The 24,362-nt window shown below is 64.0% G+C and carries 18 protein-coding genes; 10 read left to right on the top strand and 8 right to left on the bottom strand.

What is annotated here, in order from left to right:
• Positions 1-10: 10 nt before the first annotated feature.
• From AB5Y64_RS12625 to AB5Y64_RS12610, 4 genes are all read right to left on the bottom strand, one after another.
• The gene (locus AB5Y64_RS12625) at positions 11-1,348 is read right to left on the bottom strand and encodes an IS4-like element ISAeme15 family transposase (protein WP_102948249.1); all 1,338 of its coding nucleotides are present in this window, start codon (positions 1,346-1,348) and stop codon (positions 11-13) included.
• A 132-nt stretch (positions 1,349-1,480) separates the two neighbouring features.
• Positions 1,481-5,236, bottom strand: coding sequence for an AAA family ATPase (locus AB5Y64_RS12620; protein ID WP_368203925.1), 3,756 nt, complete (start codon positions 5,234-5,236; stop codon positions 1,481-1,483).
• Positions 5,233-6,459, bottom strand: a complete 1,227-nt coding sequence (locus AB5Y64_RS12615; protein ID WP_368203922.1) for an exonuclease SbcCD subunit D C-terminal domain-containing protein — start codon at positions 6,457-6,459, stop codon at positions 5,233-5,235. Before AB5Y64_RS12615 ends, AB5Y64_RS12620 begins: the two co-directional genes overlap by 4 nt.
• Before the next feature lie 110 nt (positions 6,460-6,569).
• A complete protein-coding gene (locus AB5Y64_RS12610; protein WP_128345195.1) occupies positions 6,570-6,998 on the bottom strand; it encodes a GNAT family N-acetyltransferase in 429 nt (142 codons plus the stop codon).
• Positions 6,999-7,177: 179 nt separating this feature from the next.
• Here AB5Y64_RS12610 and rdgC point away from each other — a divergent pair, with 179 nt between their 5' ends.
• Positions 7,178-8,089 carry a recombination-associated protein RdgC gene (rdgC, locus tag AB5Y64_RS12605; protein WP_010673564.1) on the top strand — a complete coding sequence of 304 codons (912 nt, stop codon included), beginning with the start codon at positions 7,178-7,180 and terminating at the stop codon, positions 8,087-8,089.
• 179 nt (positions 8,090-8,268) lie between these two features.
• Here the strand turns inward: rdgC and AB5Y64_RS12600 are convergent, their stop codons facing one another.
• On the bottom strand, positions 8,269-8,886 hold the full coding sequence (locus AB5Y64_RS12600) for an arylesterase (RefSeq protein WP_103244482.1): 618 nt from the start codon (positions 8,884-8,886) through the stop codon (positions 8,269-8,271).
• Between the two features lie 112 nt (positions 8,887-8,998).
• On the opposite strand from AB5Y64_RS12600, the gene ggt reads away from it, so the two are divergent.
• Both ggt and ybaL read left to right on the top strand, forming a co-directional pair.
• On the top strand, positions 8,999-10,780 hold the full coding sequence (gene ggt / locus AB5Y64_RS12595; protein WP_368203920.1) for a gamma-glutamyltransferase: 1,782 nt from the start codon (positions 8,999-9,001) through the stop codon (positions 10,778-10,780).
• Positions 10,781-11,154: 374 nt separating this feature from the next.
• The gene (gene ybaL, locus AB5Y64_RS12590; protein WP_201996264.1) at positions 11,155-12,786 is read left to right on the top strand and encodes a YbaL family putative K(+) efflux transporter; all 1,632 of its coding nucleotides are present in this window, start codon (positions 11,155-11,157) and stop codon (positions 12,784-12,786) included.
• 98 nt (positions 12,787-12,884) lie between these two features.
• Here ybaL and AB5Y64_RS12585 read toward each other — a convergent pair whose 3' ends face one another.
• On the bottom strand, positions 12,885-14,186 hold the full coding sequence (locus AB5Y64_RS12585; RefSeq protein WP_010673560.1) for a sigma-54 dependent transcriptional regulator: 1,302 nt from the start codon (positions 14,184-14,186) through the stop codon (positions 12,885-12,887).
• 346 nt (positions 14,187-14,532) lie between these two features.
• Here AB5Y64_RS12585 and AB5Y64_RS12580 point away from each other — a divergent pair, with 346 nt between their 5' ends.
• From AB5Y64_RS12580 to AB5Y64_RS12560, 5 genes are all read left to right on the top strand, one after another.
• A complete protein-coding gene (locus AB5Y64_RS12580; RefSeq protein ID WP_368203917.1) occupies positions 14,533-15,111 on the top strand; it encodes a hypothetical protein in 579 nt (192 codons plus the stop codon).
• 187 nt (positions 15,112-15,298) lie between these two features.
• Positions 15,299-16,258, top strand: a complete 960-nt coding sequence (locus AB5Y64_RS12575; RefSeq protein WP_081331937.1) for a hypothetical protein — start codon at positions 15,299-15,301, stop codon at positions 16,256-16,258.
• Positions 16,259-16,310: 52 nt separating this feature from the next.
• Positions 16,311-16,988 carry a C39 family peptidase gene (locus tag AB5Y64_RS12570; protein ID WP_039039335.1) on the top strand — a complete coding sequence of 226 codons (678 nt, stop codon included), beginning with the start codon at positions 16,311-16,313 and terminating at the stop codon, positions 16,986-16,988.
• Between the two features lie 7 nt (positions 16,989-16,995).
• Complete coding sequence (locus tag AB5Y64_RS12565; RefSeq protein WP_010673556.1) at positions 16,996-17,655, top strand: hypothetical protein; 660 nt, start codon at positions 16,996-16,998, stop codon at positions 17,653-17,655.
• 62 nt (positions 17,656-17,717) lie between these two features.
• On the top strand, positions 17,718-18,911 hold the full coding sequence (locus tag AB5Y64_RS12560; RefSeq protein WP_042864210.1) for a transporter: 1,194 nt from the start codon (positions 17,718-17,720) through the stop codon (positions 18,909-18,911).
• 100 nt (positions 18,912-19,011) lie between these two features.
• Here AB5Y64_RS12560 and AB5Y64_RS12555 read toward each other — a convergent pair whose 3' ends face one another.
• Both AB5Y64_RS12555 and puuR read right to left on the bottom strand, forming a co-directional pair.
• Positions 19,012-20,289 (bottom strand): FAD-binding oxidoreductase, encoded by a 1,278-nt coding sequence (locus tag AB5Y64_RS12555; RefSeq protein WP_323937748.1) that lies wholly within the window; start codon positions 20,287-20,289, stop codon positions 19,012-19,014.
• Positions 20,290-20,338: 49 nt separating this feature from the next.
• Entirely contained in the window at positions 20,339-20,947 is a 609-nt protein-coding gene (gene puuR, locus AB5Y64_RS12550) for an HTH-type transcriptional regulator PuuR (protein WP_029314011.1), read from the bottom strand.
• Between the two features lie 309 nt (positions 20,948-21,256).
• Between puuR and AB5Y64_RS12545 the strand changes: the two genes are divergently transcribed.
• Positions 21,257-22,720, top strand: coding sequence for an NAD-dependent succinate-semialdehyde dehydrogenase (locus tag AB5Y64_RS12545; RefSeq protein WP_010673552.1), 1,464 nt, complete (start codon positions 21,257-21,259; stop codon positions 22,718-22,720).
• A 232-nt stretch (positions 22,721-22,952) separates the two neighbouring features.
• On the top strand, positions 22,953-24,242 hold the full coding sequence (gene gabT / locus AB5Y64_RS12540) for a 4-aminobutyrate--2-oxoglutarate transaminase (protein ID WP_069651685.1): 1,290 nt from the start codon (positions 22,953-22,955) through the stop codon (positions 24,240-24,242).
• Positions 24,243-24,362 lie beyond the last annotated feature (120 nt).

Below are 24,362 nucleotides of genomic sequence, written 5' to 3'. Positions count from 1 at the left end.
GCAATGCTGTTCACTTAAGCGGAGCCGCATTGCGATTTACCGGAAAACGGGTCTTTGATATCTTCACCGCCCTGGGTCTCGATGGCCTGGGGCGTTTTTCTATGAACATGACGCCTATGCAGCCCCGCAACTCCGCCAACCTCCGTGGCGTATGGGCTGGCGATAACGCGCCCGCCATCACTGCCATCTGGTTCGCGATGAACTGACAGGCAAACTTAAAGCTCACCTCATTGGGCGCTCGCTGATGGGCTACGGCGGCCTGGCTGGCCTCCCGCCTGACCAGATTGTATCCAAGCAGCAATCCCCACAGCTCCTGATAGACCAAGTCCACTTTCTTGCTTCTCAGCGTGATGGCGTTGTGCTGCATCGCGCTTTTGATATCCCGGTATCCCAGCTCGATTTCCCAGCGCTCGTGGTACAGGGTCGCCACCTGAGCTGCGCTGAATCGCGCCACGGGCAGGGAGGTAAAGACCGTTTTCTCCTTGCCTGCCACCTCATAGGTCACTGCGCGAACTTGCCAGTGTGTCGGCAACGCCGGGTTTTTCTTGCGAGCCTGAGGCGAGACCGTCATTTGCAACAGACGGTCACCGTCGCCATAGCGCTCAAGTTCCGTGTATACCAGCCCGTTGCGTTCCGGGATGAGCCAGTGACGGTCGGTGTCTTCGGCCTGAATACGCAGCAACAGGTCGGCACCGAAGAAGCCTTTATCCAGCAGGGTCACTGACTTGTCCGGCAATGAGTGAATGAACTCGCTGGCCAGGGGGATTTCCCCTTTGCGGTACGGGCTGATGGCCGCGTTGGCAATGACATGCGAGCGGACATTCATGAGCGTGACCAACCGCAGCATCGGGTAGGGTGTCTGCCGGTTGGTTGAGGTGTTACCCGAGCCGAAATGTGCTCTGAGTTCAGGCATATCCTGGGTTCGGAACAGGGCCCCATCGATGGCAAAGACCTGTAAACCGTGCCAATGGTCTTCAGGATAACGTTCCCGCCCCCACACATCGGCGCACTGTTTGAACAGCCACTCGAGCGGCTGTTTGCCGAGTCGCTGACGGGCCTGAGACAGGGCACTGTCCGCGAGCAAGGCATCATTGGCCAACCCTTCTGCACAGATGTTGAGGCGCCGAGCGACCTCGGAGATAGGCTCATTGCGGAAAAAGGCCATCCCCACGACGAGCCACAAGACCATATCAGAAGGTAAGCGGCGTCGGCGGATAGTGGCCTTTTCAGACAAGGCGGCAGCGGCAGTAATCCATTCGTCGGGAATATGGTCGGCAAAAATGGCCAGCCGAGCCAGCATGTCGCCAGATGCCTCAACAACATCGTTCAGATCGTTTGCAATAGACATAAAAAATCCGGAACCAGTGATTGGTTCCGGATTGTCCTACAGCAGAAGGATCGGTCAATGGATCCTTAACTGATCAGCATTGCCCTGTGACAGGGGCCTTTTTGTTCATGGAGGGTCATGGGCGACACGTCGTCAGCCGGGCAACACCACCCGGCTTTCACCGCCACCGAGGGCCTCCACCCGCACCTGCACACCGATCCGCTCCACCAGGGTCTGCACGTGGGAGATGACCCCGATCTGGCGACCGGCCGCCTGCAGGGAATCGAGGCTGGCAAGCGCCAGATCCAGGCTGTCGGGATCCAGGGTGCCAAAGCCTTCGTCGATGAACAGCGATTCGACCTGGGTCTGGCGCGACGACAGGCTGGATAGGGCCAGCGCCAGCGCCAGCGACACCAGAAAGCTTTCACCGCCGGAGAGAGAGTCCACCGAACGCACCTCATCCCCCATGTCGAGATCCACCACCTGCAGCGCCAGATCGGTGCCGGGCACTCGCTCCAGCCGATAGCGGGGGGAGAGCTCGGCGAGCTGGGCGTTGGCCTCCAGCAGCAGCCGCTCCAGGGTGAGGCTCTGGGCGAAGGTGCGCAGCTTGGCGCCGCTGGCCGAGCCGATAAGGTCGGAGAGGCGCTGCCAGTGATCCGCCACCGCCTGCTGGGCGGCCAGTTCCTCCTGCAGGGAGCCCGCCTTGAGGGCCGCCGCCTCGGCCTGGGCCAGCGTGCTCTTGCACTGGAACAGCTGCTCGTCGAGAGCGCGGCAGTGCGCCTCCAGCGCCGTCAGCCGGCTGTCGAGCTCCGGCGGCGCCAACGCGGCCAGCTCGGGGTGATGCTCGCGGTAACGATCCCGCTTGCTCTCCTCCAGTGCCAGCGCCCGCTGCCGCTCGGTCAAACGGGTACGCGCCTCGGCGCGGGCATCCTCCAGCGCCTGCAAGGCGGCGCGGCGCCCCTTGAGCTCATCCGGGCTCATGGCCAGCAGGCGGCGCAGATCATATTCGGCGATGCCGAGGCTGCTGGCGTGGGCAGCCCAGCGCCCCAGCACCTCCCGTCGCCGCCGGCTGCTCACCTGCTTCTCCTGCTCCAGATGGCTGAGACGGGTCTTGAGCTCGGTCTGGCGCTCGCGCAGGGTGCGGGCCGCCCCCTGCATCGTCTCCAGCTCGCTGGCCAGTTGCTGCAGCCGCTGCTGCCAGCGGCTCTCGACCAGGGCAATCTCCTCCCCCCCCAGACAGGCAGCGCGGCTGGTAACCAGCCCCTGCCGTTGCTGTTCATGTTCCTTGTAGTCGCGCTCGAGCTTGTGCAGCAGCTCACGCTGGGTCTGCAAGCGCGCCTCCTGAGCACTCAGGGCCGGGGTGAGGCTGGCAATCTCGCCGGTCAGCCGCTCCCACTCGCTCTGGCCGTGCAGCCAGGCCTCGCAGGCCCGCTGCCACTCGCGCCACTGCTGGCTGCCCAGCCACTGACGCCAGGGCTGGCCTCCCATCTGCTCGTCGAGCCGGCTGCCCCCCTGTTCAAGGCGCTGGCGCAGGGTCGTTTCCTGCTCGCCCATCGCATTCACCTCCCCTTCCAGAGCGATGCGCTGGCGGTCGGCCTCCTGCCACTGCTGCTCGAACTGCTGGTGCTGGCTGGCCAGCTGGCTCAGCTGCTGGCGCACGGCCTGCAACTGCTGCTGCCCCTGCTGGGCCTCGCGCAGTTGCTGCTGGCTGCGGGCCAGCCCCTGCTCCAGACTCTGGCCGCGGCCGAGCAGGGTACTCATCAACTCGTTCCACTCGATCGGGCTCTGACGCAGCGGCAGCGGATGGCCCAGCAGCTCGGCACCGCCCAGCTGCTGCCAACGCTGGGTCAGCTGTTCGGCACGCATCTCCAGCTCAGGTAGATGCTGCTGACGCACTGCCAGCTGGCGGGCCAGCTCCTGGCGTTCACTCTCGCACTGAATGTATTGGTGATTGAGCCGCTCCCACTCAAGCTCCAGGCCGCGGGCGCGCTCCGCCAGCTGCCCCAGAATGCCCGCCACCTGTGGCTGACTCTGGTGATAGGGGTGCTCCTCGGCGCCGCAGAGCGGGCAAGGTTCACCGTCGCGCAGGATATGGCGATGCTGCTCGAAACTGGCGATGGCACGGGACTGCTCCAGCGCGTGGCGTGCCTCGTCCCGTTGCAGGGCGAGCCGCTCGCGGGCCGGCGTCAGCTCGTCGCCGAGGATGGCCAGCTTGCCGAGCGCCTGCTCCAGCTGGGCGATCTCCTGCTGCAGGCGACCATGCTGCTCACCGTGATTGCGGCCATAGTCCGCCAGCTCCAACAGCTGACGCAGCTGGCTGAGCTGCTCGGTCTGCCCTTGCCACTGCTCCTGCGCCTTGGCCAGACGCCCCTCCCACTGCTGTTCCTGCAGCTCGTGCTGTTGCTGCTGCAGCCGCTCCTGCTCGCGCTGCCAGTAGTCGCGCTCCTGCTGCCCCTGATCCAGCTGGCGCTGCAACTGCCTGAGGACGCGCAGCTTGTGCTCGCGCAGGGTGAGCAGTTGCTGCAGCCTGTCGGCATCCTCGGCCCAATCCTGCATGGCAGTGAGCAGCGGCTGCCACTGGCGGGCCACCGGCGCCAGCTCCTTGTGCTCCTCAAGCCAGGCGCCCCACTGCAGGTGCTGGGCCTTGAGCTGCTCCACCTGCTGGCGCTGCTGGCGCCAGCCCTGTTCCAGGGTGAGCTGCACCTCCCGCTCCTGCGACCCCTCCTGCTGGATCTTCTGCAGTTGCTGCTGCTTTTCCCGAATGCGGGTGTCGAGCTCCTGCGCCCGTTTGAGTTCGGGTTGCAGGGCTCCCCACTCGCGCTCGGCGGCGATCTTCTCCGCCAGCAGTTGCTGTTCGGTGAGGGCACTCTGCTGGGTCTGCTCCTCCAGCTTGCCAAGTTCGGGGCCAAGCTCGGCCAGTGCCTTCTCCTGCTGCTGCACCTCCAGGGTGAGGCGAGCCAGCTCGTCGTGATCGGCGCGGGCCACCTGGGCCTGCTCGGCGCGGGCGAACTCCTCCCGCTCGGGAGCGGCCGCACCGTGGGCCGCCTCCGCCGCGGCAAGGGCCGCCTCTCCCTCCTGACAGGCCTGCAACTGCGCAGCAATGCGGCCGTTGAGATCCCGCAAGTCCTGCATCAGTTGCTGTTGCTGCTGCTCGTGTTTGAGGCTGGTGGCGAGGCTTATCTGCTGGCTCACCCACTGCTCGCGGGTCGCCTCGTCCATCAACGCCACGTCACCGAGCCGCTGGCTGATGGCGGCCAGTTTCTGCTGCTCCTCCCGCGCCCGCTCATGGGTCTGGACCGAAATGGCGGAGTAGAGCTCAGTGCCGGTCATCCGTTCGAGCAGGGCCGAACGCTCGTCGGCGCTCGACTTGAGGAAGGCGGCAAACTCCCCCTGGGGCAGGATGACGGCGCGGCGAAACTGCTCCCAGGAGAGCCCCACCAGCTCGTCGATGCGATCCTGCAGCTCCCGCTTGCTACCACTGAACACCTGGCCCGACGCCACGTCGGTCAGGCTGCGCTCCTGGGCCTGAAAGCGCCCCTCGGCGCGGTTGCGCGCCCGGCGCACCGCCCAGCGGGCCAGCCAGATGCGGCCGTCACAGCCGCGAAACTGCACCTCGGCAAAACCGCTGGCGTGGCCGCGGCTGAGGATACCGCGCACGTCGTTGGCCTTGAGTTTCTCCTCGTCATCCATGCGGCCCACTTCGGCGACGTTCTTGCGATTGGCGATAAAGCGCGGCATCTCGTCGTAGAGCGCCAGACAGATGGCATCGAGCAGGGTGCTCTTTCCGGCGCCGGTATTGCCGGTGATGGCAAACAGGCCGGCGGCCCCCAGGGCGCCGCCAGCAAAATCGATGGTAAAGGGGCCGGTCAGGCTGGCCAGATTCTCCCCTGACAGCGACAAGATTTTCATTGGCTGGCCTCCTTCACTTGCTCCAGGATCTCTTCAAACGACGCCACCAGCTCGGCCTCCGGCTCCCCGTCGAACTGACGCTGATAGCAGAGGCGAAACACCTCGGTGGGGGAGAGCTCATCGAGCCGGCGCTGGCCGGCACCATCCGCCAGCCCCTGGCCCGAGCCTTGATAACTGGTCGTGATGCGGGCAAGGCGCACCGGCTTGTCGCCGATGGCGGCCAGCACGCGCTCGCGGATGCGGGCCTCGGGTTTGGGCAGCAGCAGCCGCACCTCGAGGAAGGGCTGCGCCTGCTGCGGGCAAGGGTGCAGCGCCAGCGCCTCGATGGCCTTGAGCGCCTCGTCAAGGCCGCTCTGGGGCAGGCGGATCATCTCCACCGCGCGGGGCACCGGGATCCGCTCAAGGCGGGCCAGTTTGCCCCTCTCAAACGTCACCTCCAGCACCTGATGGTTGTAATTCGCCTCGGCCAGCGAGAGCGGCAGCGGCGAGCCGCTGTAGTGCACCCCCTCAGCCGGACTCTGGGCCAGGTGCAGGTGACCTAGCGCCGTGTAGTCGGCAGCGGCAAACAGCTCGGCAGGCAGGGCATGCTGGTTGCCGCCAAGCACCCGCCGCTCGGAAAGCTCGGAGAGCTGGCCCGCCGCCAGATAGGCGTGGCCCATGGCGATGAGGGCCTGATTCGGATTGCAGCGCGCCCGCCCCTCGCTCAGCACCGCCTCATAGACCTGGCGCACCCCTTCGATGAGTCTGTCCTGCCCCTCCCTGAGCCCTTCCGGGCGCAGATCGCTGCTGCGCAGAAACGGCACGGCGGCGCACCAGGCGGCCACCTCGCCGTTCTTGCCTCGCAGCGGCACCAGCAGGCGCTCGGTCTCGAGGCGCCCCTCGTCGTCCCGGCTGATGCTGCCCACCAGATGCAGGTCGAAGGCGCGCAGCAGCTCGTGGGGGGCATCCAGCTTGGAGGGGGAGTCGTGGTTGCCGCCGATGAGCACCATCTCCAGTGCCGGGTGCTCGGCCCGCAGCCGTGCCAGGAAGCGGTAGAGCTGCTGCCAGGCACTGGCGGGAGGGTTGGCGGTGTCGAACAGATCGCCCGCCACCAGCAGGGCGTCGATGTCGCGGGTCTTGATGGTGTCGGCCAGCCAGTCGAGGAAGGCGTCGTGTTCGAAGCGGCGGTCGTGGCCGTGAAGCTGATGACCGAGGTGCCAGTCGGCGGTGTGCAGGATCTTCATGGAAAACGGCTCGATAAGGAGAAGAGAGCGGGGGCGAAGGCGCCCCGGGATGGAGACAAGATGAGGATGGTGCCCCCCGTTTTCAACCGGGGCAACCCCAGACGTCAGATTCAGACGGCTTGGTAATGCATCTGGTACTGAAGATGACCGGTGAGGGGATCGGACACCTCCCCCCCGATTTCAAAGCCGTGGCGGCGGTAGAAACGCACCGCCGGCTCGTTCTCCACGAAGACCCGGGTATGCAGCTCGGCACATCTGGATCTGGCTTCCTGCAACAGGGCGTGCCCCACCCCCCGCCCCTGCCTATCGGGGCGCACGAAGAGTGCAGCCAGGTAATCATCCACCAGCGCCATGAAGCCGAGCAGGTCCCCTCGCTCCTCGAACACCCAGATGCGGGCGTGATCGAGGTAGCGGGTACGCAGCTCCTCCTGAGCCTGCCACCAGCAGGAGGCATCGACGAAATCGTGGGCCTGCAGGGAGGCCAGGAGCCAGATTTCGACGATCTCTTCCATGTCTTCCGGCCGACTCTGTCTCAACATGGTCGCCTCCTTGTCAGCAATGTGAACACTCGCAGTCTAGGGGAGTTGGGCCCGCGCCCGGGGAATCAAGGTGGGGCCCTGTGAGGTCGATCGCCCTTTATTTAGCGAGAATGATTGGCTGATCACAAAGCGCCTCTCTAGTACAATGCCCGCCGGACAATCTAGAGACCGAGGACGCCATGTGGTTTAAAAACCTGCAGATTTACCGCTTTACCCGCCCCTTCGACCTGACCGTTGAGCAGCTGGAAACCCAGCTGGAAGCCTGCGCCTTCACCCCCTGCGGCAGTCAGGACATCTCCCGGTTCGGGTGGGTCAAGCCCCTTGGCAAATTCGGCTCCACCCTGACCCACGCCGCCTCTGGCCACATCCTGCTGTGCGCTCGCAAGGAAGAGAAGATGCTGCCCGGCACCGTGGTCAAGGAGATGCTGGCGGAGAAGGTAGAGGCCATTGAATTCGAGCAGGGTCGCGCCCTCAAGAAGAAAGAGAAGGAGGCGCTGAAAGAGGAGATCATGCACACCCTGCTGCCTCGCGCCTTCAGCCGCACCAGCCAGACCTTCGCCTGGATAAACCCTGCCGACAACCTGATGGTGGTGGATGCAGGCTCCGCCAAGAAGGCGGACGATCTGCTGGCGCTCTTGCGCAAATCCATCGGCTCCCTGCCGGTAGTGCCGGTGGCCCTCAAGAACCCGCCCGAGATCACCATGACCGAGTGGCTCAACGAGGGCAACCTGCCCGCCGCCTTCACCCTGGAGGACGAAGCCGAGCTGCGCAGCGCCATGGAGCACGGCGGCATCATCCGCTGCAAGCAGCAGGATCTGATGAGCGAGGAGATCAAGAACCACCTGGCCAACGACAAGCTGGTGACCAAGCTGGCCCTCAACTGGGGCGAAACCCTGAGCTTCGTGCTGGGGGACGATCTCTCCATCAAGCGCCTCAAGTTCAGCGAAGAGCTGCGCGAGCAGAACGACGACGTCACCAGTGAAGATCCCGCCGCCCGCCTGGATGCCGACTTCGCCCTGGTCACCGCCGAGCTCTCCCAGTTCATCCCGGCCCTGTTTGCCGCCCTGGGTGGTGAAGAGCAGTCCATCTAAGCAAATTGGCTCAGCCTGATTGCCAAAAACCGCCTTCACGGCGGTTTTTTCATGTCTTCGGGCATTGTCGCCACGGGCTGGACGCCTCTGGAGTAGCGCCGTCGCCCTCCCGCCGCGCAATCTCCTGACCCCATAGGCTTTAGCAGCATGGCGAACTGCCCCGGCAGCATGGCACCTCGCTAGAGTGCCCCCCTTTCCTGCAACAGTCGATGAAGTCGCTGCGCCAGGGTGCGGTAACCCTCGGCATTGAAATGCACCGTATCGGACTTCAGGGCCGGGTCTCGCAGCAACTCGCCGATGCTGTCGTTGTCCAGCACCAGCCCGTACTGCTCTGCCAGCTCCTCGTAGAGGGGAGCGCCATCGGCAAACAGGGATTTTCGGGGCACCCCGACAAGCAGGATCTGGGCCCCGCTCCCCTGCACCGCCTCTATCATGGCGGCGAGATTGGCCTTGAGGGCCGCCTCCCCGCTGCCACGCAGGATGTCGTTGCCCCCCTCCAGCAGGATGACCAGAGCGGGTCTGTGCCGGGCCAGCAACCCGGGCAGGCGGGCCCTACCGGCCTGGCTCAGCTCTCCGGACACCCCGCCATTGACCACGGGATGGCCGCTCAGGTTCGCCAGCACGCTGGGGTAGCTTTGGGACGGGCTCACCCCGCGCCCCTCGGTCAGACTGTCCCCGAAGGCGAGCAGGGTCTCCCCCTGGGCCAGCGGTCTGAAGGTCGGCTCCCCGCAGGCCGTCAGCAACAGGCAGAGCAGCCCCGCCATGCAAGGTTTCGCCAGAGTCCCCCGGTGTGTCATGAGCGCCTCCTTGATAGTTTTGTAACCATATGAGTATTAAGACAAACTTTTAATCAAGCTCCAAGTGTGACACATTTCGGCAGGTGAACAAGAAACCGACAAGGAGCCTGTCATGTCCCTCAAACCCCTCGGCCTGCTGGTCGCCCTCGGCCTGCTTGGCGGCTGCGCCTCCCAGGATGGCTTTCACTATGTCCCTCCTCCCCAGACCCTGATCGCCCCGGAGGCGGCCAGCGGCTGGATTGACAAACCGGGCTGGCAGGGCCGTGACTTCATGGTGGCGGCGGCCAACCCGCTGGCGGTGGACGCGGGCTACCAGATCATCAAGGCGGGGGGCAGCGCCATCGATGCAGCCATCGCCGTCCAGCTGGTATTGACCCTGGTGGAACCTCAATCCTCGGGCATCGGCGGCGGCTCCCTCATGCTGGTGTGGGACGGCAAGCAGGTGGCGGCGGTGGATGGCCGGGAAACAGCCCCCGCCGCTGCCACCGATCAGCTCTTCATGAAGGAGGGCAAACCCATGGCCTTCTATGAGGGGGTGGTGGGTGGGCGCTCCGTCGGCGCCCCCGGCACGGTGCGCGCCCTGGCCCTGGCCCACGAGCGCTATGGCAAGCTGCCCTGGGCCACGCTGTTCGAACCCGCCATCACCCTCGCGGAGCAAGGGTTCGTGATAAGCCCCCGCCTCGCCACCCTGCTGGCAAAAGATCCCTATCTGGCCGGGGATCCGGACGCCCGTGCCTACTTCTATCAGGCGGACGGCACTCCCAAGACGGCAGGTACCCGGCTCACCAACCCGGCCCTGGCCAGGGTGCTGCGTACCCTGGCAAGCGACGGCCCCGACGCCTTCTATCGCGGCCCGCTGGCCGAGGCCATGGTGGCCAAGGTGCACGCCCACCCGACCAACCCCGGGGTGCTGAGCGCCGCCGATCTCGCCAGCTACCAGGCCAAGCTGCGGGACGGGCTCTGCTTTGACTATCGCCAGAGCGAGATCTGCGGCTTCCCGACCCCCTCCTCCGGCACCCTGGCCCTCGGCCAGATCTTCGGCATGCTGGAGAGCCGGGACATGGCCGCCCTCAAACCGGTACAGGGGGAGCAGGGTCAACTGGCCGCCTCCAGCGAGGCCATTCACCTCTACAGCGAGGCGGCACGCCTCGCCTTCGCCGATCGCAACCAGTATGTGGCCGACGGCGACGTCGTCGACGTGCCGGTGACAGGCCTGCTGGACAAGGGCTATCTGGCGCAGCGGGGGCACCTTATCGGCAACCGCTCCATGGGCGTCGCCCAGCCCGGCAACCCGCCACGGGCGCTGGCCAGGGGCCGGGACGCCACCCCGGAGCTGCCCTCCACCAGCCACATCTCCATCGTGGACAAGAGCGGCATGGCGGTGGCCATGACCAGCTCCATCGAGGATGGCTTCGGCTCGCGGCTGATGGTCAACGGCTACCTGCTGAACAACCAGCTCACCGACTTCTCCTTCACCTCGGTGGACGCCGCCGGCCTGCCGGTGGCCAACCGGGTGGAGCCCGGCAAGCGCCCCCGCTCCTCCATGTCTCCCCTGCTGGTGTTTGACAAGGCAAGCGGCGAGCTCGAGATGAGCCTGGGCTCCCCGGGAGGCTCGGCCATCATCAACTACGTGGGCAAGGCGCTGCTCGGCACCCAGGATTGGGGGCTCAACCTGCAGCAGGCCATCAACCTGCCCAATTTCGGCAGTCGCAACGGCCCCACCGAGCTGGAGCAGGGGCGCACGCCCGACGCCGTGGTACAGGGGCTCAAAGCCAGAGGGCATGAGGTCCTGCTTAACGAGCAGACCTCCGGGCTGCAGGGCGTCCAGCGCCATGCCGACGGCTGGCTGGGGGCCGCAGACCCCAGACGTGAGGGGGTCGCCAGGGGAGAGTGATGCCCCTTCAGCACCCTCGTTCACCATGGAGGAGGCCCGCCTCCTCCATGCCGTGTGCTCATAGCTGTTCTCCCTTGCCTCCCAATATCATCATCGATTGATTATTCCTGCCAATTTTTCTTTAACTGCACACTCATTTCACCCAATTGCAATGCATTAAAGATGCTTTTCATCAAAATCAACGCAAAAACTGGAACAGTGTTGCTCATGGCATATAAATGCATTACTTTTTAATAGAAACGGCATCTGTTGCCCTCAAGATTTCCCCTTGATACGGCCAACTTCTGTCTCTTTCGCCCCCTGCTCATTGACAGCTGCCCTCTTCGCCTTCGGGTGATCTGGTAGCCCCTGACTGCCATTAGCGAGGTGACGACATGGACCACTCACTCCCCCTTATCACCACCCTGGTAGGCGGCCTCGTGCTGGCCTACCTCTTCGGCATGCTGGCAAGCCGCCTGCGCATCTCCCCCATGGTGGGCTACCTCGCGGCCGGCGTGGTATGCGGCCCCTTTACGCCGGGCTATGTCGCCGACCTGCGGCTCGCCCCCGAGCTGGCCGAAATCGGCGTCATCCTGCTGATGTTTGGTGTCGGCCTGCACTTTTCCGTGAAAGACCTGCTGTCGGTGAAACACATCGCCATCCCGGGAGCCATCGTCCAGATAACCCTTGCGACCCTGCTCGGCCTTGGCCTCTCCCAACTGCTCGACTGGACCGTGACCGCCGGCCTGGTGTTTGGCCTGGCCCTCTCCACCGCCAGTACCGTGGTGCTGCTGCGCGCCCTGGAGAGTCGCGGCCAGCTCGACACCAACGAGGGACGCATCGCCATCGGCTGGCTCATCGTGGAGGATCTGGTGATGGTGCTGGCCCTGGTACTGCTCCCCATCCTCGCCAACCTGCAGCAAGGGGGCGAGGCACTGACCCCGGCCCAGGTGATGGCGGATATCGGCCTGACCCTGGCCAAGGTGGCTGCCTTCATCGCCCTGATGGTCATCGGCGGACGCCGCCTCATCCCCTGGCTGCTGGCCCGCACCGCCGCCACCGGCTCCCGCGAGCTGTTCACCCTGGCCGTCCTCTCCTGTTCTCTGGGCATCGCTTTTGGCGCCGTCAAGCTGTTTGGCGTCTCCTTTGCCCTCGGCGCCTTCTTCGCCGGCGTCGTGATGAACAGCTCCCATCTGAGCCACAAGGCGGCCAACGACACTCTGCCCCTGCAGGACGCCTTCGCCGTGCTCTTCTTCGTCTCCGTGGGCATGCTGTTCGACCCCGTCATCCTGCTGCGCGAGCCCCTGGCCGTGCTGGCCACCCTGTTCGTCATCGTGATCGGCAAATCCGTGGCCGCCTTCGCCATCGTGCGGCTCTTTGGCCACAGCCAGCGCACGGCGCTGACCATCTCCGCCAGCCTGGCCCAGGTGGGTGAGTTCTCCTTCATCCTGATGGGTCTCGGGGTCATGCTCGAACTGGTCCCCGGGGTCGCCCGGGATCTGGTGCTGGTCGGCGCCTGTTTCTCCATCGTGCTCAATCCGCTGGTCTTCAACCAGGTAGAGCGTTGGCTGAGGCGCCATCCCGAGCCACGCACCGATGAGTCACCTCACCTCTGCCCCTTGCAGGGCCATGTGGTGGTAGTGGGCGCCGACGAGATAGGCCAGCACCTCATTCGGCAGTTGCATGAACAAGGCAGGGAGATGGTGGTGATCGACACCGACGAGCGACTGCTGGCCCCCTGGCGCGCCATGGGGATCACCTGTCTGGCGGGCCATCCCATCCAGCAGGATCTGCTGACGGCGGCGCTGCCCAACGCCAGCTGGCTGCTGATCACCCTGGATGACAGCCTGCTGGCCGGTGAGATAGCCATCAGGGCGCAGGAATACGGCGCCCTGATGCGCATCGCCGCCTGTGCCCACCAGCACGAGGAGGTGCATCATCTGCGCGTGCGCGGCGTGCATCAGGTGGTCAAGAGCGAGGAGGAGGCTGCGCGGCGACTCTGTCACCTCGCCATGGAGATGGCCTGAAGCTCATCGGAAGTAACGAGTCCCCACGACGGGGCCAGACAAGAAGCCCGGGCCTGCTGCCCGGGCTTTTTGCATGACGGGGCGATACTGCCGTCCCCTCACAGCAGATCGTGCTTGTCCAGCAGGCGATAGAGGGTGGCCCGGGAGATGTCGAGCGTGCGGGCCACCTCCTCGAGCTGATCGGGGAAGCGGGCCAGCGTCCGTTGCAAGGCCTGACGCTCCGCCGCTTCGCGCACCGCCTTGAGCGAGCCGTCGAGCAGCAGGCTGTCCATGTTGGTCAGCTCCATGTCATCGGCTTCGATGAAGGGGCCGCTGCACATGACCACCGCCCGCTGAACCCGGTTGCGCAGCTCCCTCACATTCCCCGGCCAGCCATAGGACTGCATGGCCTGGCGCGCCTTGCGGGTGAAGCTGAGCACCCGCCCGCCCCGCACTTCCGCCAGAATGTCATCGGCAAGGAGCTGGATGTCTTCCGCCCGCTCGCACAAGGCCGGGGTGCGCAGGCGCACCACGTTGAGCCGGTAGTAGAGATCCATGCGAAATCCGCCGCTGGCCACCGCCTGCTCCACATCGATATTGGTGGCCGCGATGATCCGCACATCCACACGACGCGTCAGGTGGCTGCCCACCGCCTCTATGCACTGCTCCTGCAAGAAGCGCAGCAGGGTTGCCTGATCCTCCAGTGGCAACTCCCCTATCTCGTCGAGAAACAGGGTGCCGCCATCGGCGGCCTCTATCTTGCCTATCTTGTGGTGCTGTGCCCCGGTGAAGGCCCCCTTGACGTGGCCGAACAGCTCGGACTGGATGAGCTGATGGGGCATGGCCCCGCAATTGACCGCCACGAAAGGGCTCTCCTCCCCGAACGTGCTGTAGTGCAGCTCCCGGGCCACCAGCTCCTTGCCCGTACCGCTCGGTCCCGTCACCAGTACGGGCAGGCGGCAATGCTGCAACCGCACGATCTGGTCGCGCAACTGGCGGATGGGGGCGCTCTCCCCCTGGATGAAACGAAGCTGGGGTTGCAGTCGGGGGCGGTGTCGCCGGATGAGGCGCGCCATCCCCAGGGCATGTCCCAGGCTGTGGGAGAGCCTGTCTCTGTCCAGGGGAAAGGTGTGAAAATCATGAAAACAGGCTGCCAGCAAATTGCGAAGGGCTTCGCTGGCGAGACAGTCCCGCTGGATGAGGCCGATCCACAAGGCGCCGGAGTGCTGCGCAATCAGGTTGTAGAGGGCTTCGTGCTGCTGATGCTCGATCACCACCAGCACCAGGGGATAGTCCTTTTCCTGCAGTTTTTTCTCTGCCACCACCAGGGAGCTTGCCTGCTCCACCTGCCACTCGCCTTGTTCCAGCAGGCTTTCCAGTACGGCACATGAATTGATGAGCAACAATGCCGTTTCTGTCATAGGGACAACTCCTTGTTATCGCCACTGCACGAAGGAGTCTGACGACTTGTCCAGATAACTCCCTTTATCATCAAATGGCGCCATTTAATATGGCCAGACGATGATAACTATAAACCATCCCGCCTTTAGATTGATGGCACCACAATATTGAGACAGCCAAATTATCCGTGAGAAAAAATAAATCCATTGATAAATAAGCGCTTACTTCACGACATAATATGTCGCTCTCAACATTGAGACGTAAAAACAATTATATCAAATAAAAAACAACTAAAAATCATATGGTTGTAAATTGGCATGGTCGTTGCTCTCTCCAATAAGCCCTCCTGGCAGATGGAGACAGAACATGAAAATATATATTGCATTGGCAGCATTTCCTTTTCTGGCATTTGCCACCCCCTCAATGGCACAAAACCGGGTCGATCTCGGTGCTCAGGTATTGAGCAATATTCGTGGTTCCATGGGCGTCAATATGGTTGCCGGTAATAACAACCAGCAAGGCAATCTTGCCGCCATCGCCATTTCGGGTCCGGCAGTCATTCAATTTGGCCAGCTGAATCAATCCACCACCAATCTGAACGGCAGCCAGAGCGTCGCCATCCTGGGCTCGGCCCTGAGCCAGAACCGGGGACTGGTCGGCATCAATCAGGGGGCGGGTGAGGGCAACCAGCAACTGAACGCCTTCGCCCTGTCCCTCGATGACAGCGGCCTGGGTGTCGTAACCGACATCAATCTCAGCTCCAGCGTCGCGAAGACCCCAGGGGGAAAGCCCCCCGCCAACACCACTACCAGCATCTATCTGGATGACACCGCCCTCACGGGCAGCAAGGGGGTCATTCAGGTGAACCAGGTCACGGGACAGGGAAACCAGTCAGTCAACATGGTTTCCCTGCCCCTGGCTGGCGCAGTAACGGCATCCCCATGATGCCGCAGGGATAGGAAGCCAGGCCCGGGGGTATCAGCCGATGGGCATATCTTCCGCTGAAAGTTCAATGGAGAGACTCATTATGCGTGGACTTATTTATAGCTCATTAGCCGCCGCGGTCATCATGGCCATGTCGGGCACTGCATCCGCCGATTACCGCGGTGACAGAGATGAGACAGGGGCAACCTTGACCAAGAAGGTCAAGGCAGAGGTCGATGTGGAATACGAAGGCAGGGTCAATGTCGGCGGCTACATCAACGTCAACAAACTCGGCATGGCCGTCGTGGACAACCAGCAGTCCAGTTCCATGATAGGCACCGCCAATACAAGAACGGAGAACACGAGCAAGATCGACGGCTCGTTCAAGGGTGCATCCGGTAACATCGGCGCCAACGTCGCAGCCGGTGACTCCAACGTACAGGGCAACAGCGCTTCCCTGGCCGCCTATGACGAGGTCGATGCCGAGTTCATCATGGGTCGTGGTCAACAACAACATGGCGCCCCTGGCGGATCGTCGGATGCCGAGGTCTTCTCCACCCAGAGCGCCAGCAACAACTGGACGACCAATCACGGCCATCAGAACAAGGCCGGTGTGGGCGATGGGGCCTTCAAGGATGCCGCAGGCAACATCGGGGTCAACGTGACCTCGGGCTCGGGTAACGTCCAGGCCAACAACATGGCAGCCTCCGTGTCCACCGGCAACATGGCCGTGGCCACCGTGGCCAACAGCCAGAGCGTCTCCAAGAACATGACCGAAAACCAAAGCCTGAGTGCAACCAAGACGGTTGACAAGGCGGGTGTGTTCCTCGGTCTCAAGGCTTGGGGCGATTACGAGGGGGGCGGTACCGGTCATGATGTCAAGAAAGGACATGACCACGACAATGACAACGACAGGTACGGCAACAACAACCCGAAAGATGATGGCAAGTTCGAGTTCAAGGAAGAGGGTGACATCAAGCTCAGTGGGTACGCCGTCGGGTATATTCCCGTGGTCAACACCTACACCAGCCGCGAAACCTTCAACCGGGCAACCATCGATGGCGGCGCCTTCAACGGTGCCGTGGGCAACATCGGGGTGAACGTCTCCTCGGGGACCAACAACCTGCAAGCGAACAATCTCTCGCTGGCCGCAGGGTTTGCCAAGTAAGTCGATGCGAGGGGGCCCAGTGCCCCCTTTTTCCCTGACACTGGAGGTCTGAATGCGCTGGCTGTTGCTGTTGCTGTGCTGTCCTGCCGTCTGGGCAGGCTCGGTGCCACTGGGAGAGCATCTTCCGGCGCTGGGGGATCTCAACAAACCGGTGCAGAGCATTCTGGAGCGTCGGTACGCCAACATCGAGCGCCAACATACGGATTTCAGCTGCGGGGCCGCCGCCGTCGCCACCATCTTGCGCTACGCCTACGGCCATGCAACCAATGAACGCTGGGTCATGGATGGCATGCTTGCCATGGCAGACCCGGAGCAGGTCAAGCACTACGGCTTCTCCATGCTCGACATGAAGCAGTACCTGCAAATGCTCGGCATGCGGGTCAGAGGGTATCGACTGGGCGATGAAAAACTGCGCCAGGTGAGGGTGCCCACCATCGTCCTGCTCAACATTCGCGGCTATCAGCACTTTGCCGTGCTGCGGGCCATCGATCGCCACGATCGCGTCTATCTGGCAGACCCGGCCCTCGGCAACCGGGTGATCACGTTCAAGGAGTTCAAGGAGAGCTGGAACGGCATCCTCCTCGCCGTCATCGGCGCGGGCTATCGTCCCGATGCCCCCCTTGCCAACCCCTCTCCCCCGCTCTCTGTCAGAGGCAAGGATGGGCTCTTCGCCCCGGTCAATGAAACATCCCTGCTGGAATTCGGTTTTCAGCACAAAGAGCTAATGTGAGGTCATCATGAATACCCGACCCGCCCTATGCCTCCTCTGCAGCCTGGGTGGCATCGCCTCTCCGCTGCTGGCAGCACCGGACCCGCTGGCCCATCTGTCAGACCACTTTGCGCCCGAACTGGCGGACGGGGAGCTGGCCCACCTGCGCGGCCGCTATGTCAGCAGCCATGGCATCAGCTACTTCGGCATCGAGTTCATCTCGTCACTGACCACGGCCCAGGCCCAGCAGACGGCGGCCATGAATCTGGCGCTGAGCATTGTGCAAAACAAACCCAAGCTGGATGTGCGCGTCAAGGATGAGGTCAAGCCCGCGGCCACGCCCGCCAAGGAGGCCCAGGTGCAGGGGGCCGGGCTGGTACAGGTCGTTCAACTGGAGGGGAGCGGCAACAGCTCGGTCAACCAGACCGGTATTGAACTGACCACCCCCACCATGACGGGACACCTGGTTCAGGCGGGCAGCTACGAGCACCAGGGCGATCTGGGCACCGCCACCTATCGGGTCTCGGGGAATTATGCCGGCTTGCAACTACACTCTTCCGACGGCCGGGTCCTGCTGGAGCAGAGCCTGCGCGGTACCGACTTCAGCCGGGGGCTGCTGCAGTTCAACAAGGTCAGGGGGGATGGTTTGCAGACGCTCAATCAGACCCGCATCTGGTTTTCGCGCTGAGCACCGGTGAGCCCGGGGGCTGAACCATCAGAAAGGATGATAAACAACAAGGACGTATCCCGATGAAACAGTCTCGCATGCTGTTGATTGCCCTCGCCCCCTTCGCCTGCTGGGGGGCCACGGCCGAAGAGGAGGCCCTGCAACAACAGCTGGATCTCCTGCGCCAGCAACTGATCCAGCAAAACCAGGCCCTTCATCAGCTCCAGGCCCGCCTGGAGGCCGTCAAGGCCGCCGGTGCCACGACGGCAACCGCCGGAGCCGGGGCCGCCGTCGCCTCCACCCAGCAGGACGCCTCACGGCGCACGCCGGAAGTCGGCCGCAGTACCGAAGACCTGATGATCGAACAGCACAATGTGTTCGACCGCGCCCTGACCGTCGATGTGGGCCTCTCCTACCAGCACTACAACCGCAAGGATCTCGCCCTGCGCGGCTTCCTCGCCCTGGACGCCATCTTCCTTGGCGAAATCAACCTGGATCGGGTGCGCTCCGATCAGTGGACGGCGGATGTCATCACCCGCTACACCCTCAACGATCGCTGGCAACTGGAGCTGGCCCTCCCCTACATGTTCCGCAACACCAACTACCAGAGCACCGGCAAGGAGAACTCCAGCCGCGACTTTGAGGAGCAGAGCGTCAGCGATGGCGGTCTGGGGGATCTCAGCCTCGCCATCTACTACAGGGTCATGGCAGAGAGCGAGGATTGGCCGGATCTGGTGTGGAACTTCCGGGCCAAGGCGCCGACCGGCAAGGATCCTTACGGCATCGAGATCAACACCTCGGAATCGGGCAACCTGGTGACCCCCAAGGAGCTCGCCACCGGCAATGGGCTCTGGCAGCTCTCCACCGGCTTCTCCCTGGTCAAGACCATGGATCCCGCCATCCTGTTTGCCAGCCTCAACTATGGTCACAGCCTCAAGCAGGACTTTGACGATATCTCCTACCAGCCCGGCAACCAGCCCGGCAGCATCCAGCTGGGGGACTGGTATGAATATGGCCTGGGGGTCGCATTCGCCCTCAACGAACGCTTCAGCCTCTCCTTCAACATCAACCAGCGCGTCACCATGGAGTCCGAGCAGGGGTCTGAAGGCTTTGCCATGGAGAAGGTCACCGGCTCCGATGCCAACGCCGCCAGCTTTGGCATGGGGTCGACCTGGGCCATCACCGACAACCTCTCCATGGCGGTCAACTGGTCTGCCGGGCTCACCACGGATGCACCGGACTACACCATCGGGATCCGCTTCCCCTACCGCTTCTAGCCCTGTCAGGGCCCGGGCAGGTTGACGACAAAAAAACGAGGGAGGCATAACGCCTCCCTCTTCTTGTTGCCGCCAGCCTGCCTGGCGGGCCACCTTGTCATCACACCCCCAGTCGATCGCGCAGGGTGTACCAGGCGGCGCCGGCGGCGGTGAAGGGGATGCGCAGCAGGCGGCCACCCGGGAAGGGGTAGTGCGGCAGCCTGGCGAACGCATCGAAGCGCTCCGCCTGACCGCTCAGCACCTCGGAGAGCAGCTTGCCCGCCAGATGGGTACAGGTGACGCCGTGGCCGCTGTAGCCCTGCATGTAGTAGATGTTGTGACCGATGCGGCCAAACTGCGGCAGGCGCGACAGGGTGAGCAGGAAGTTGCCGGTCCAGGTGTACTCCACCTTGACGTCGGCCAGCTGCGGGAAAGTCTTGAGCATCTTGGGGATGATCAGCCGCTCGATGTCCGCCGGATCCCGCGCCCCGTAGACCACGCCGCCGCCATAGATGAGCCGGTGATCGCCGGAGGTGCGGTAGTAGTCGAGCAGGTAGTTGCAATCCTCCAGGCAGTAGTTTTGCGGCAGCAGCGAGCGGGCCCGCTCCTCCCCCAGCACCTCGGTGGCGATCACCTGGGTGCCGCAGGGCATGCTCTTGCCGGCGAGCTCGGGCACCAGGTTGCCGAGATAGGCGTTGCCCGCCACCACCACGAAGCGCGCCTTCACCGCCCCCTTGGCGGTCTTGACCAGGGCGGGTTGACCCGGGGTGATGCTGGTGACGGCGGACTGCTCGAAGATAAGCCCCCCCTGCATGCGGATGGCTTCCGCCTCCCCCAGCGCCAGGTTGAGGGGATGGATATGGCCGCCGCTCTTGTCCAGCAGGGCGCCGACGTAGCGATCGCTCGCGACCACCTCGCGCACCCCGTCGGCATCGAGCAGCTCCAGCTGGTCGTTGCCCCACTTCTGCCAGCGCTCATATTGCGCCTTGAGTTCGTGAAGCTGCTTCTCGGTCTCGGCGGCAAAGACCCCGCCCTCCTGCAGATCGCACTGGATGTTGTAGCGTTTGATCCGCTCGCGGATGATCTGGCCCCCCTCAAACAGCATGGAGCCGAGCAGCCTGGCCTGATCCGGCGGGCAGTTCGCTTCGATGGTGTCGATGTCGCGGCTGTAGGAGTTGACGATCTGGCCGCCGTTGCGGCCGCTGGCGCCAAAGCCGACCCTGGCCGCCTCCAGCACCACCACCTTGTACCCCTTCTCCACCAGATGCAGCGCACTGGAGAGGCCGGTGTAGCCTGCGCCTATGACGCAGACGTCGCACTCCAGCTGCTCGGTGAGCGTGGGATAGGGCGCGTGTTTGTTGGCACTGGCTGCGTAGTAACTCTTTACATGTTCGGTCATGATCCCTGTTTCCTTACCGGTTCGTTTCCAACACAACGGGTTGTTCACATTAAAAGCTGGCCGGGGTGTGGGCGCTGACAATGCGGCAGACCTGCCCCGAGGGATTGCTGAAACTGTGGGGCTCGCCGGTGTCGATGACATAGCTGTCCCCGGCGCACAGTTCATAGGTCTGGCCGGCCAGGGTCAGCAACACCGACCCTTCCAGCACGGTGCCCACCTCTTCCCCCTGATGCTTCACCACGCCGCCGGTGTCGGTGCCGGGGGCATAGGTCTCCAGCATGAAGCCGAGCTGGCGCCGATTGTTGCCGTTGTGCACCAGCTTCATGGAGACCCCCTGGCTGCCGAGCTCGATGAGCTGCTCCGCCTTGATCACCACGCTGGGCGTGCTAGCCACCTCCTCTTCGGCGAAGAAGCGCGACAACGGCAGCTCGTAGACGCTCAACAGCTTTTGCAGGGAGGCCACCGAGGGGCTCACCTTGTTCTGCTCTATCATGCAGATGGCGCCGTGGGTCAGGCCGCTCAGTTCCGCCACCCGGCGCTGGGAGAGCCCGAGCTCCCTGCGGATCCGGGCAAGCCGCTCCCCCATGTTTCTCTCGTGCTCCGCCAGGGGGTTGTCCGTCATGGTCCGCCACCGGACCTCGCCACGGGATTGCTCCATCGCCCACCTCCTTCCATGGTCATTCGAATACCTGGGGCCGACTGGTCAATATAGTGAGTCAGGAACGTCAGCCCCGTTCACTATCCTGCACAACCCAGAGCGTTCATTATTTTGCACACCCTGCGCAATGAAAACCGCTACAATCGCGCTCACAGCCCCATTTCTAGCATGTGGCGCCCAGTTCACTCAAATATATTTAACACTTGAAAAACATTTCGGCTCATTTTATGGTCGTTACGTGCTTATTATTCTATACGGCGGTGCCCACATAAACGCGCCACCCAGACCCACTATCGAGGCCCCTTACATATGTCAGCATCACAACCTGCTCTCTCCCTGATCAAATCCCTGGCCTATGTCGACGGCCGCTGGTGCGAGTCCCTGGGCGGGCGCCGGTTCGAGGTCCTGAACCCGGCCACCGGCCAGGTCATCACCCAGGTGCCCGACATGGACGGGGAGGATACCCGCCTCGCCATCGCGGCCGCCCACGCGGCGCAACCCGCCTGGGCGGCCCTCACCGCCAAGGAGCGCAGCAGCAAACTCTACGCCTGGTTCGAGCGCATCATGGCCAACCAGGAGGAGCTCGCCCGCATCATGACCTGCGAGCAGGGCAAGCCGCTGGCGGAAGCCAAAGGAGAGGTGGCTTACGGCGCCAGCTTCATCCAGTGGTTCGCGGAAGAGGGCAAGCGTGCCTATGGCCGCACCATCCCTGGCTTCTCCGCCGATCGGCGCCTGGCCACCATCAAGCAGCCGGTGGGGGTCGTGGCCGCCATCACCCCCTGGAACTTCCCCATCGCCATGATCACCCGAAAGGCGGGTCCGGCGCTGGCCGCCGGTTGCACCATCGTCATCAAGCCCGCCGCCGAAACGCCCCTCTGCGCCCTGGCGCTGGCGGTACTGGCGGAGCAGGCGGGCATTCCCGCCGGGGTCATCAACATCGTCACCTCCCATCAGGCGAGCGCGGTGGGCAACGAGCTGTGCAGCAACCCCGTGGTGCGCAAGCTCTCCTTCACCGGCTCCACCCGCATCGGCAAACTGCTGATGCGCCAGTGCGCCGACACCATGAAGCGCCTCTCCCTGGAGCTTGGCGGCAACGCCCCCTTCATCGTCTTTGACGACGCCGACCTCGACGCCGCCGTGGCCGGGGCCCTGGCGTCCAAATACCGCAACGCCGGCCAGACCTGCGTCTGCGCCAACCGCATCCTGGTGCAGGCCAGCGTCTATGACGCCTTCGCCGAGAAGCTCGCAGCCGCGGTCAAGGCCTTCAAGGTCGGGGACGGCATGGGCGAGGGCGTCCAGATCGGGCCCCTCATCAACCCGGCCGCCGCCAGCAAGGTGGCCGAGCTGGTGCAGCAATCGGTCGCCGCCGGTGCCCGGGTGCTGGTGGGGGGCGACGCCCACCCCGCCGGTCCCCTCTTCTATCACCCCACCATCCTGACCGGGGTCACCCGGGGCAACCCCATTCTGGACGAGGAGATCTTCGGGCCCGTCGCCCCCCTGGTGCGCTTTGAGACGGAAGCCGAGGCCATTGCGCTTGCCAACGACACCCCCTATGGCCTGGCCGCCTACTTCTATGGCCGCGACATCGCCCGGGTGTGGCGAGTGGCCGAGGGGCTCGAATACGGCATGGTGGGGATCAACGAGGGGATCATCTCTACCGAACTGGCCCCCTTTGGCGGGATCAAGGAGTCGGGGCTGGGCCGGGAAGGGGCGGCCGAAGGGCTGGAGGAGTACCTGGAGACCAAATACCTCTGCTTTGGCGGCATTCGCTGAGGGAAATGAAAGGGCTATCGCATCGTTAAAACAGATGCGTTATGACGCAGCCTATCGCTTTTACAGATAGAAAGAGGGGGTCGCCGGTCACGACCGAGCGCCTTGTGGGCCCTGAGGGTACGCCCGGGGCCCCCTTTTGCGAACAGGCCGCCCTGCCCGAGGGCAGTTGGCGGCACACATATGGCCAGATGGCACAGGAACAGCGGGGGCCCATGCCCCTCAGGGAGGAAAGATGAGTCATTCAAGCAACAACCAGCAGTGGCAGGCCCGCCGCGAAGCGGCCGTGGTCCAGGGGGTCGGCACCCTGCTGCCGGTCTTCATCGACCGGGCGCACAACGCCGAGCTGTGGGACGTGGAGGGCAACCGCTACATCGACTTTGCCTCCGGCATCGCCGTGCTCAACACCGGCCACAACCACCCCAAGGTGGTGGCGGCGGTGCGCGAGCAGCTCGAGAAGTTCAGCCACACCTGCTTCCAGGTCACCCCCTACTCCGGCTATATCGAGCTGGCGGAGAAGTTGAATGCCCTGGTGCCCGGCCCCACCCCCAAGCGCACCCTCTTCCTCTCCACCGGCGCCGAGGCGGTGGAGAACGCCATCAAGATCGCCCGCGCCCACACCGGTCGCAGCGGCACCATCGCCTTCAAGGGGGGCTTCCACGGCCGCACCATGATGGGCATGGCCCTCACCGGCAAGGTGGTGCCCTACAAGACCGGCTTCGGCCCCTTCCCGGGGGAGGTCTATCACCTCCCCTTCCCCGCCGATTACCTGGGAGTGAGTGAAGACGATGCCCTGGCCGCGCTGGATCTCTGCTTCAGCGCCGACATCGAACCCACCCGGGTGGCCGCCATCATCATCGAGCCGGTGCAGGGGGAAGGGGGCTTCTACCCCGCCTCCGCCAGCTTCATGCAGCGCCTGCGCCAGGTGTGCGACCAGCACGGCATCCTGCTCATCTGCGACGAGATCCAGACCGGTTTCTGTCGCACCGGCAAAACCTTCGCCACCGAATACAGCGGTGTCGAACCCGACATCATGACGCTGGCCAAGAGCCTGGCCGGCGGCTTCCCGCTCTCTGCCGTGGTGGGCAAGAGCGAGGTGATGAACGCCGCCAAGCCCGGTGGCCTGGGGGGCACCTATGCGGGCTCCCCCATCGCCTGCGCCGCCGCCCTTGCAGTGCTGGAGGTGATCGAGGAGGAGCGCCTGAACCAGAAGGCCCTGGCCCAGGGGGAGCAGATCAAGGCACGCCTGCACCAGCTGGCGACACGGTTTGACTGCATCGGCAACATCCGCGGCCCCGGCGCCATGGTGGCCATGGAGCTGGTGAAGGAGGGGGATGCCGCCAGACCGGACCCGGATCTCACCAAGCGGCTGGTGGCCGAGGCGGGCAAGCGGGGGCTGGTGCTGCTGGCCTGCGGCGTGCGTGGCAACGTGATCCGTTTCCTCGCCCCCCTGACCGCCCCGGCAGCCATCGTCGACGAGGGGCTCGACCTGCTGGAGCAGGCCCTGTCCACCTCCCTGGCCTGATCCGGAAGACCGCGTTCGCCCACGTGCAAAAAAATGCGTTTTTGCTCCCTTGATATGCTTGTCAAGGGGGCATCACGAATGCACAATGCGCCGCCGTATTCAAGGACCGTCCGCTCATCG

Origin of the sequence: Aeromonas sp. R5-1, assembly GCF_040908265.1 — a bacterium.
In the GTDB taxonomy this organism is placed as follows: domain Bacteria; phylum Pseudomonadota; class Gammaproteobacteria; order Enterobacterales; family Aeromonadaceae; genus Aeromonas; species Aeromonas caviae.
The sequence above is the reverse complement of the archived record's forward strand: the minus strand, read 5'-3'. Positions and strand labels throughout refer to the sequence as shown.

Excerpts from the sequence above, each read along its gene's own strand:
- AB5Y64_RS12545 (WP_010673552.1), top strand. The coding sequence starts at position 21,257 with ATGTCAGCATCACAACCTGCTCTCTCCCTGATCAAATCCCTGGCCTAT.
- ggt (WP_368203920.1), top strand. The coding sequence starts at position 8,999 with ATGTCCCTCAAACCCCTCGGCCTGCTGGTCGCCCTCGGCCTGCTTGGC.
- AB5Y64_RS12585 (WP_010673560.1), bottom strand. The coding sequence starts at position 14,186 with ATGACAGAAACGGCATTGTTGCTCATCAATTCATGTGCCGTACTGGAA.
- AB5Y64_RS12560 (WP_042864210.1), top strand. The coding sequence starts at position 17,718 with ATGAAACAGTCTCGCATGCTGTTGATTGCCCTCGCCCCCTTCGCCTGC.
- AB5Y64_RS12570 (WP_039039335.1), top strand. The coding sequence starts at position 16,311 with ATGCGCTGGCTGTTGCTGTTGCTGTGCTGTCCTGCCGTCTGGGCAGGC.
- AB5Y64_RS12625 (WP_102948249.1), bottom strand. The coding sequence starts at position 1,348 with ATGTCTATTGCAAACGATCTGAACGATGTTGTTGAGGCATCTGGCGAC.
- AB5Y64_RS12620 (WP_368203925.1), bottom strand. The coding sequence starts at position 5,236 with ATGAAAATCTTGTCGCTGTCAGGGGAGAATCTGGCCAGCCTGACCGGC.
- puuR (WP_029314011.1), bottom strand. The coding sequence starts at position 20,947 with ATGGAGCAATCCCGTGGCGAGGTCCGGTGGCGGACCATGACGGACAAC.
- AB5Y64_RS12615 (WP_368203922.1), bottom strand. The coding sequence starts at position 6,459 with ATGAAGATCCTGCACACCGCCGACTGGCACCTCGGTCATCAGCTTCAC.
- ybaL (WP_201996264.1), top strand. The coding sequence starts at position 11,155 with ATGGACCACTCACTCCCCCTTATCACCACCCTGGTAGGCGGCCTCGTG.
- AB5Y64_RS12580 (WP_368203917.1), top strand. The coding sequence starts at position 14,533 with ATGAAAATATATATTGCATTGGCAGCATTTCCTTTTCTGGCATTTGCC.
- gabT (WP_069651685.1), top strand. The coding sequence starts at position 22,953 with ATGAGTCATTCAAGCAACAACCAGCAGTGGCAGGCCCGCCGCGAAGCG.
- AB5Y64_RS12600 (WP_103244482.1), bottom strand. The coding sequence starts at position 8,886 with ATGACACACCGGGGGACTCTGGCGAAACCTTGCATGGCGGGGCTGCTC.
- AB5Y64_RS12555 (WP_323937748.1), bottom strand. The coding sequence starts at position 20,289 with ATGACCGAACATGTAAAGAGTTACTACGCAGCCAGTGCCAACAAACAC.
- rdgC (WP_010673564.1), top strand. The coding sequence starts at position 7,178 with ATGTGGTTTAAAAACCTGCAGATTTACCGCTTTACCCGCCCCTTCGAC.
- AB5Y64_RS12610 (WP_128345195.1), bottom strand. The coding sequence starts at position 6,998 with ATGTTGAGACAGAGTCGGCCGGAAGACATGGAAGAGATCGTCGAAATC.
- AB5Y64_RS12565 (WP_010673556.1), top strand. The coding sequence starts at position 16,996 with ATGAATACCCGACCCGCCCTATGCCTCCTCTGCAGCCTGGGTGGCATC.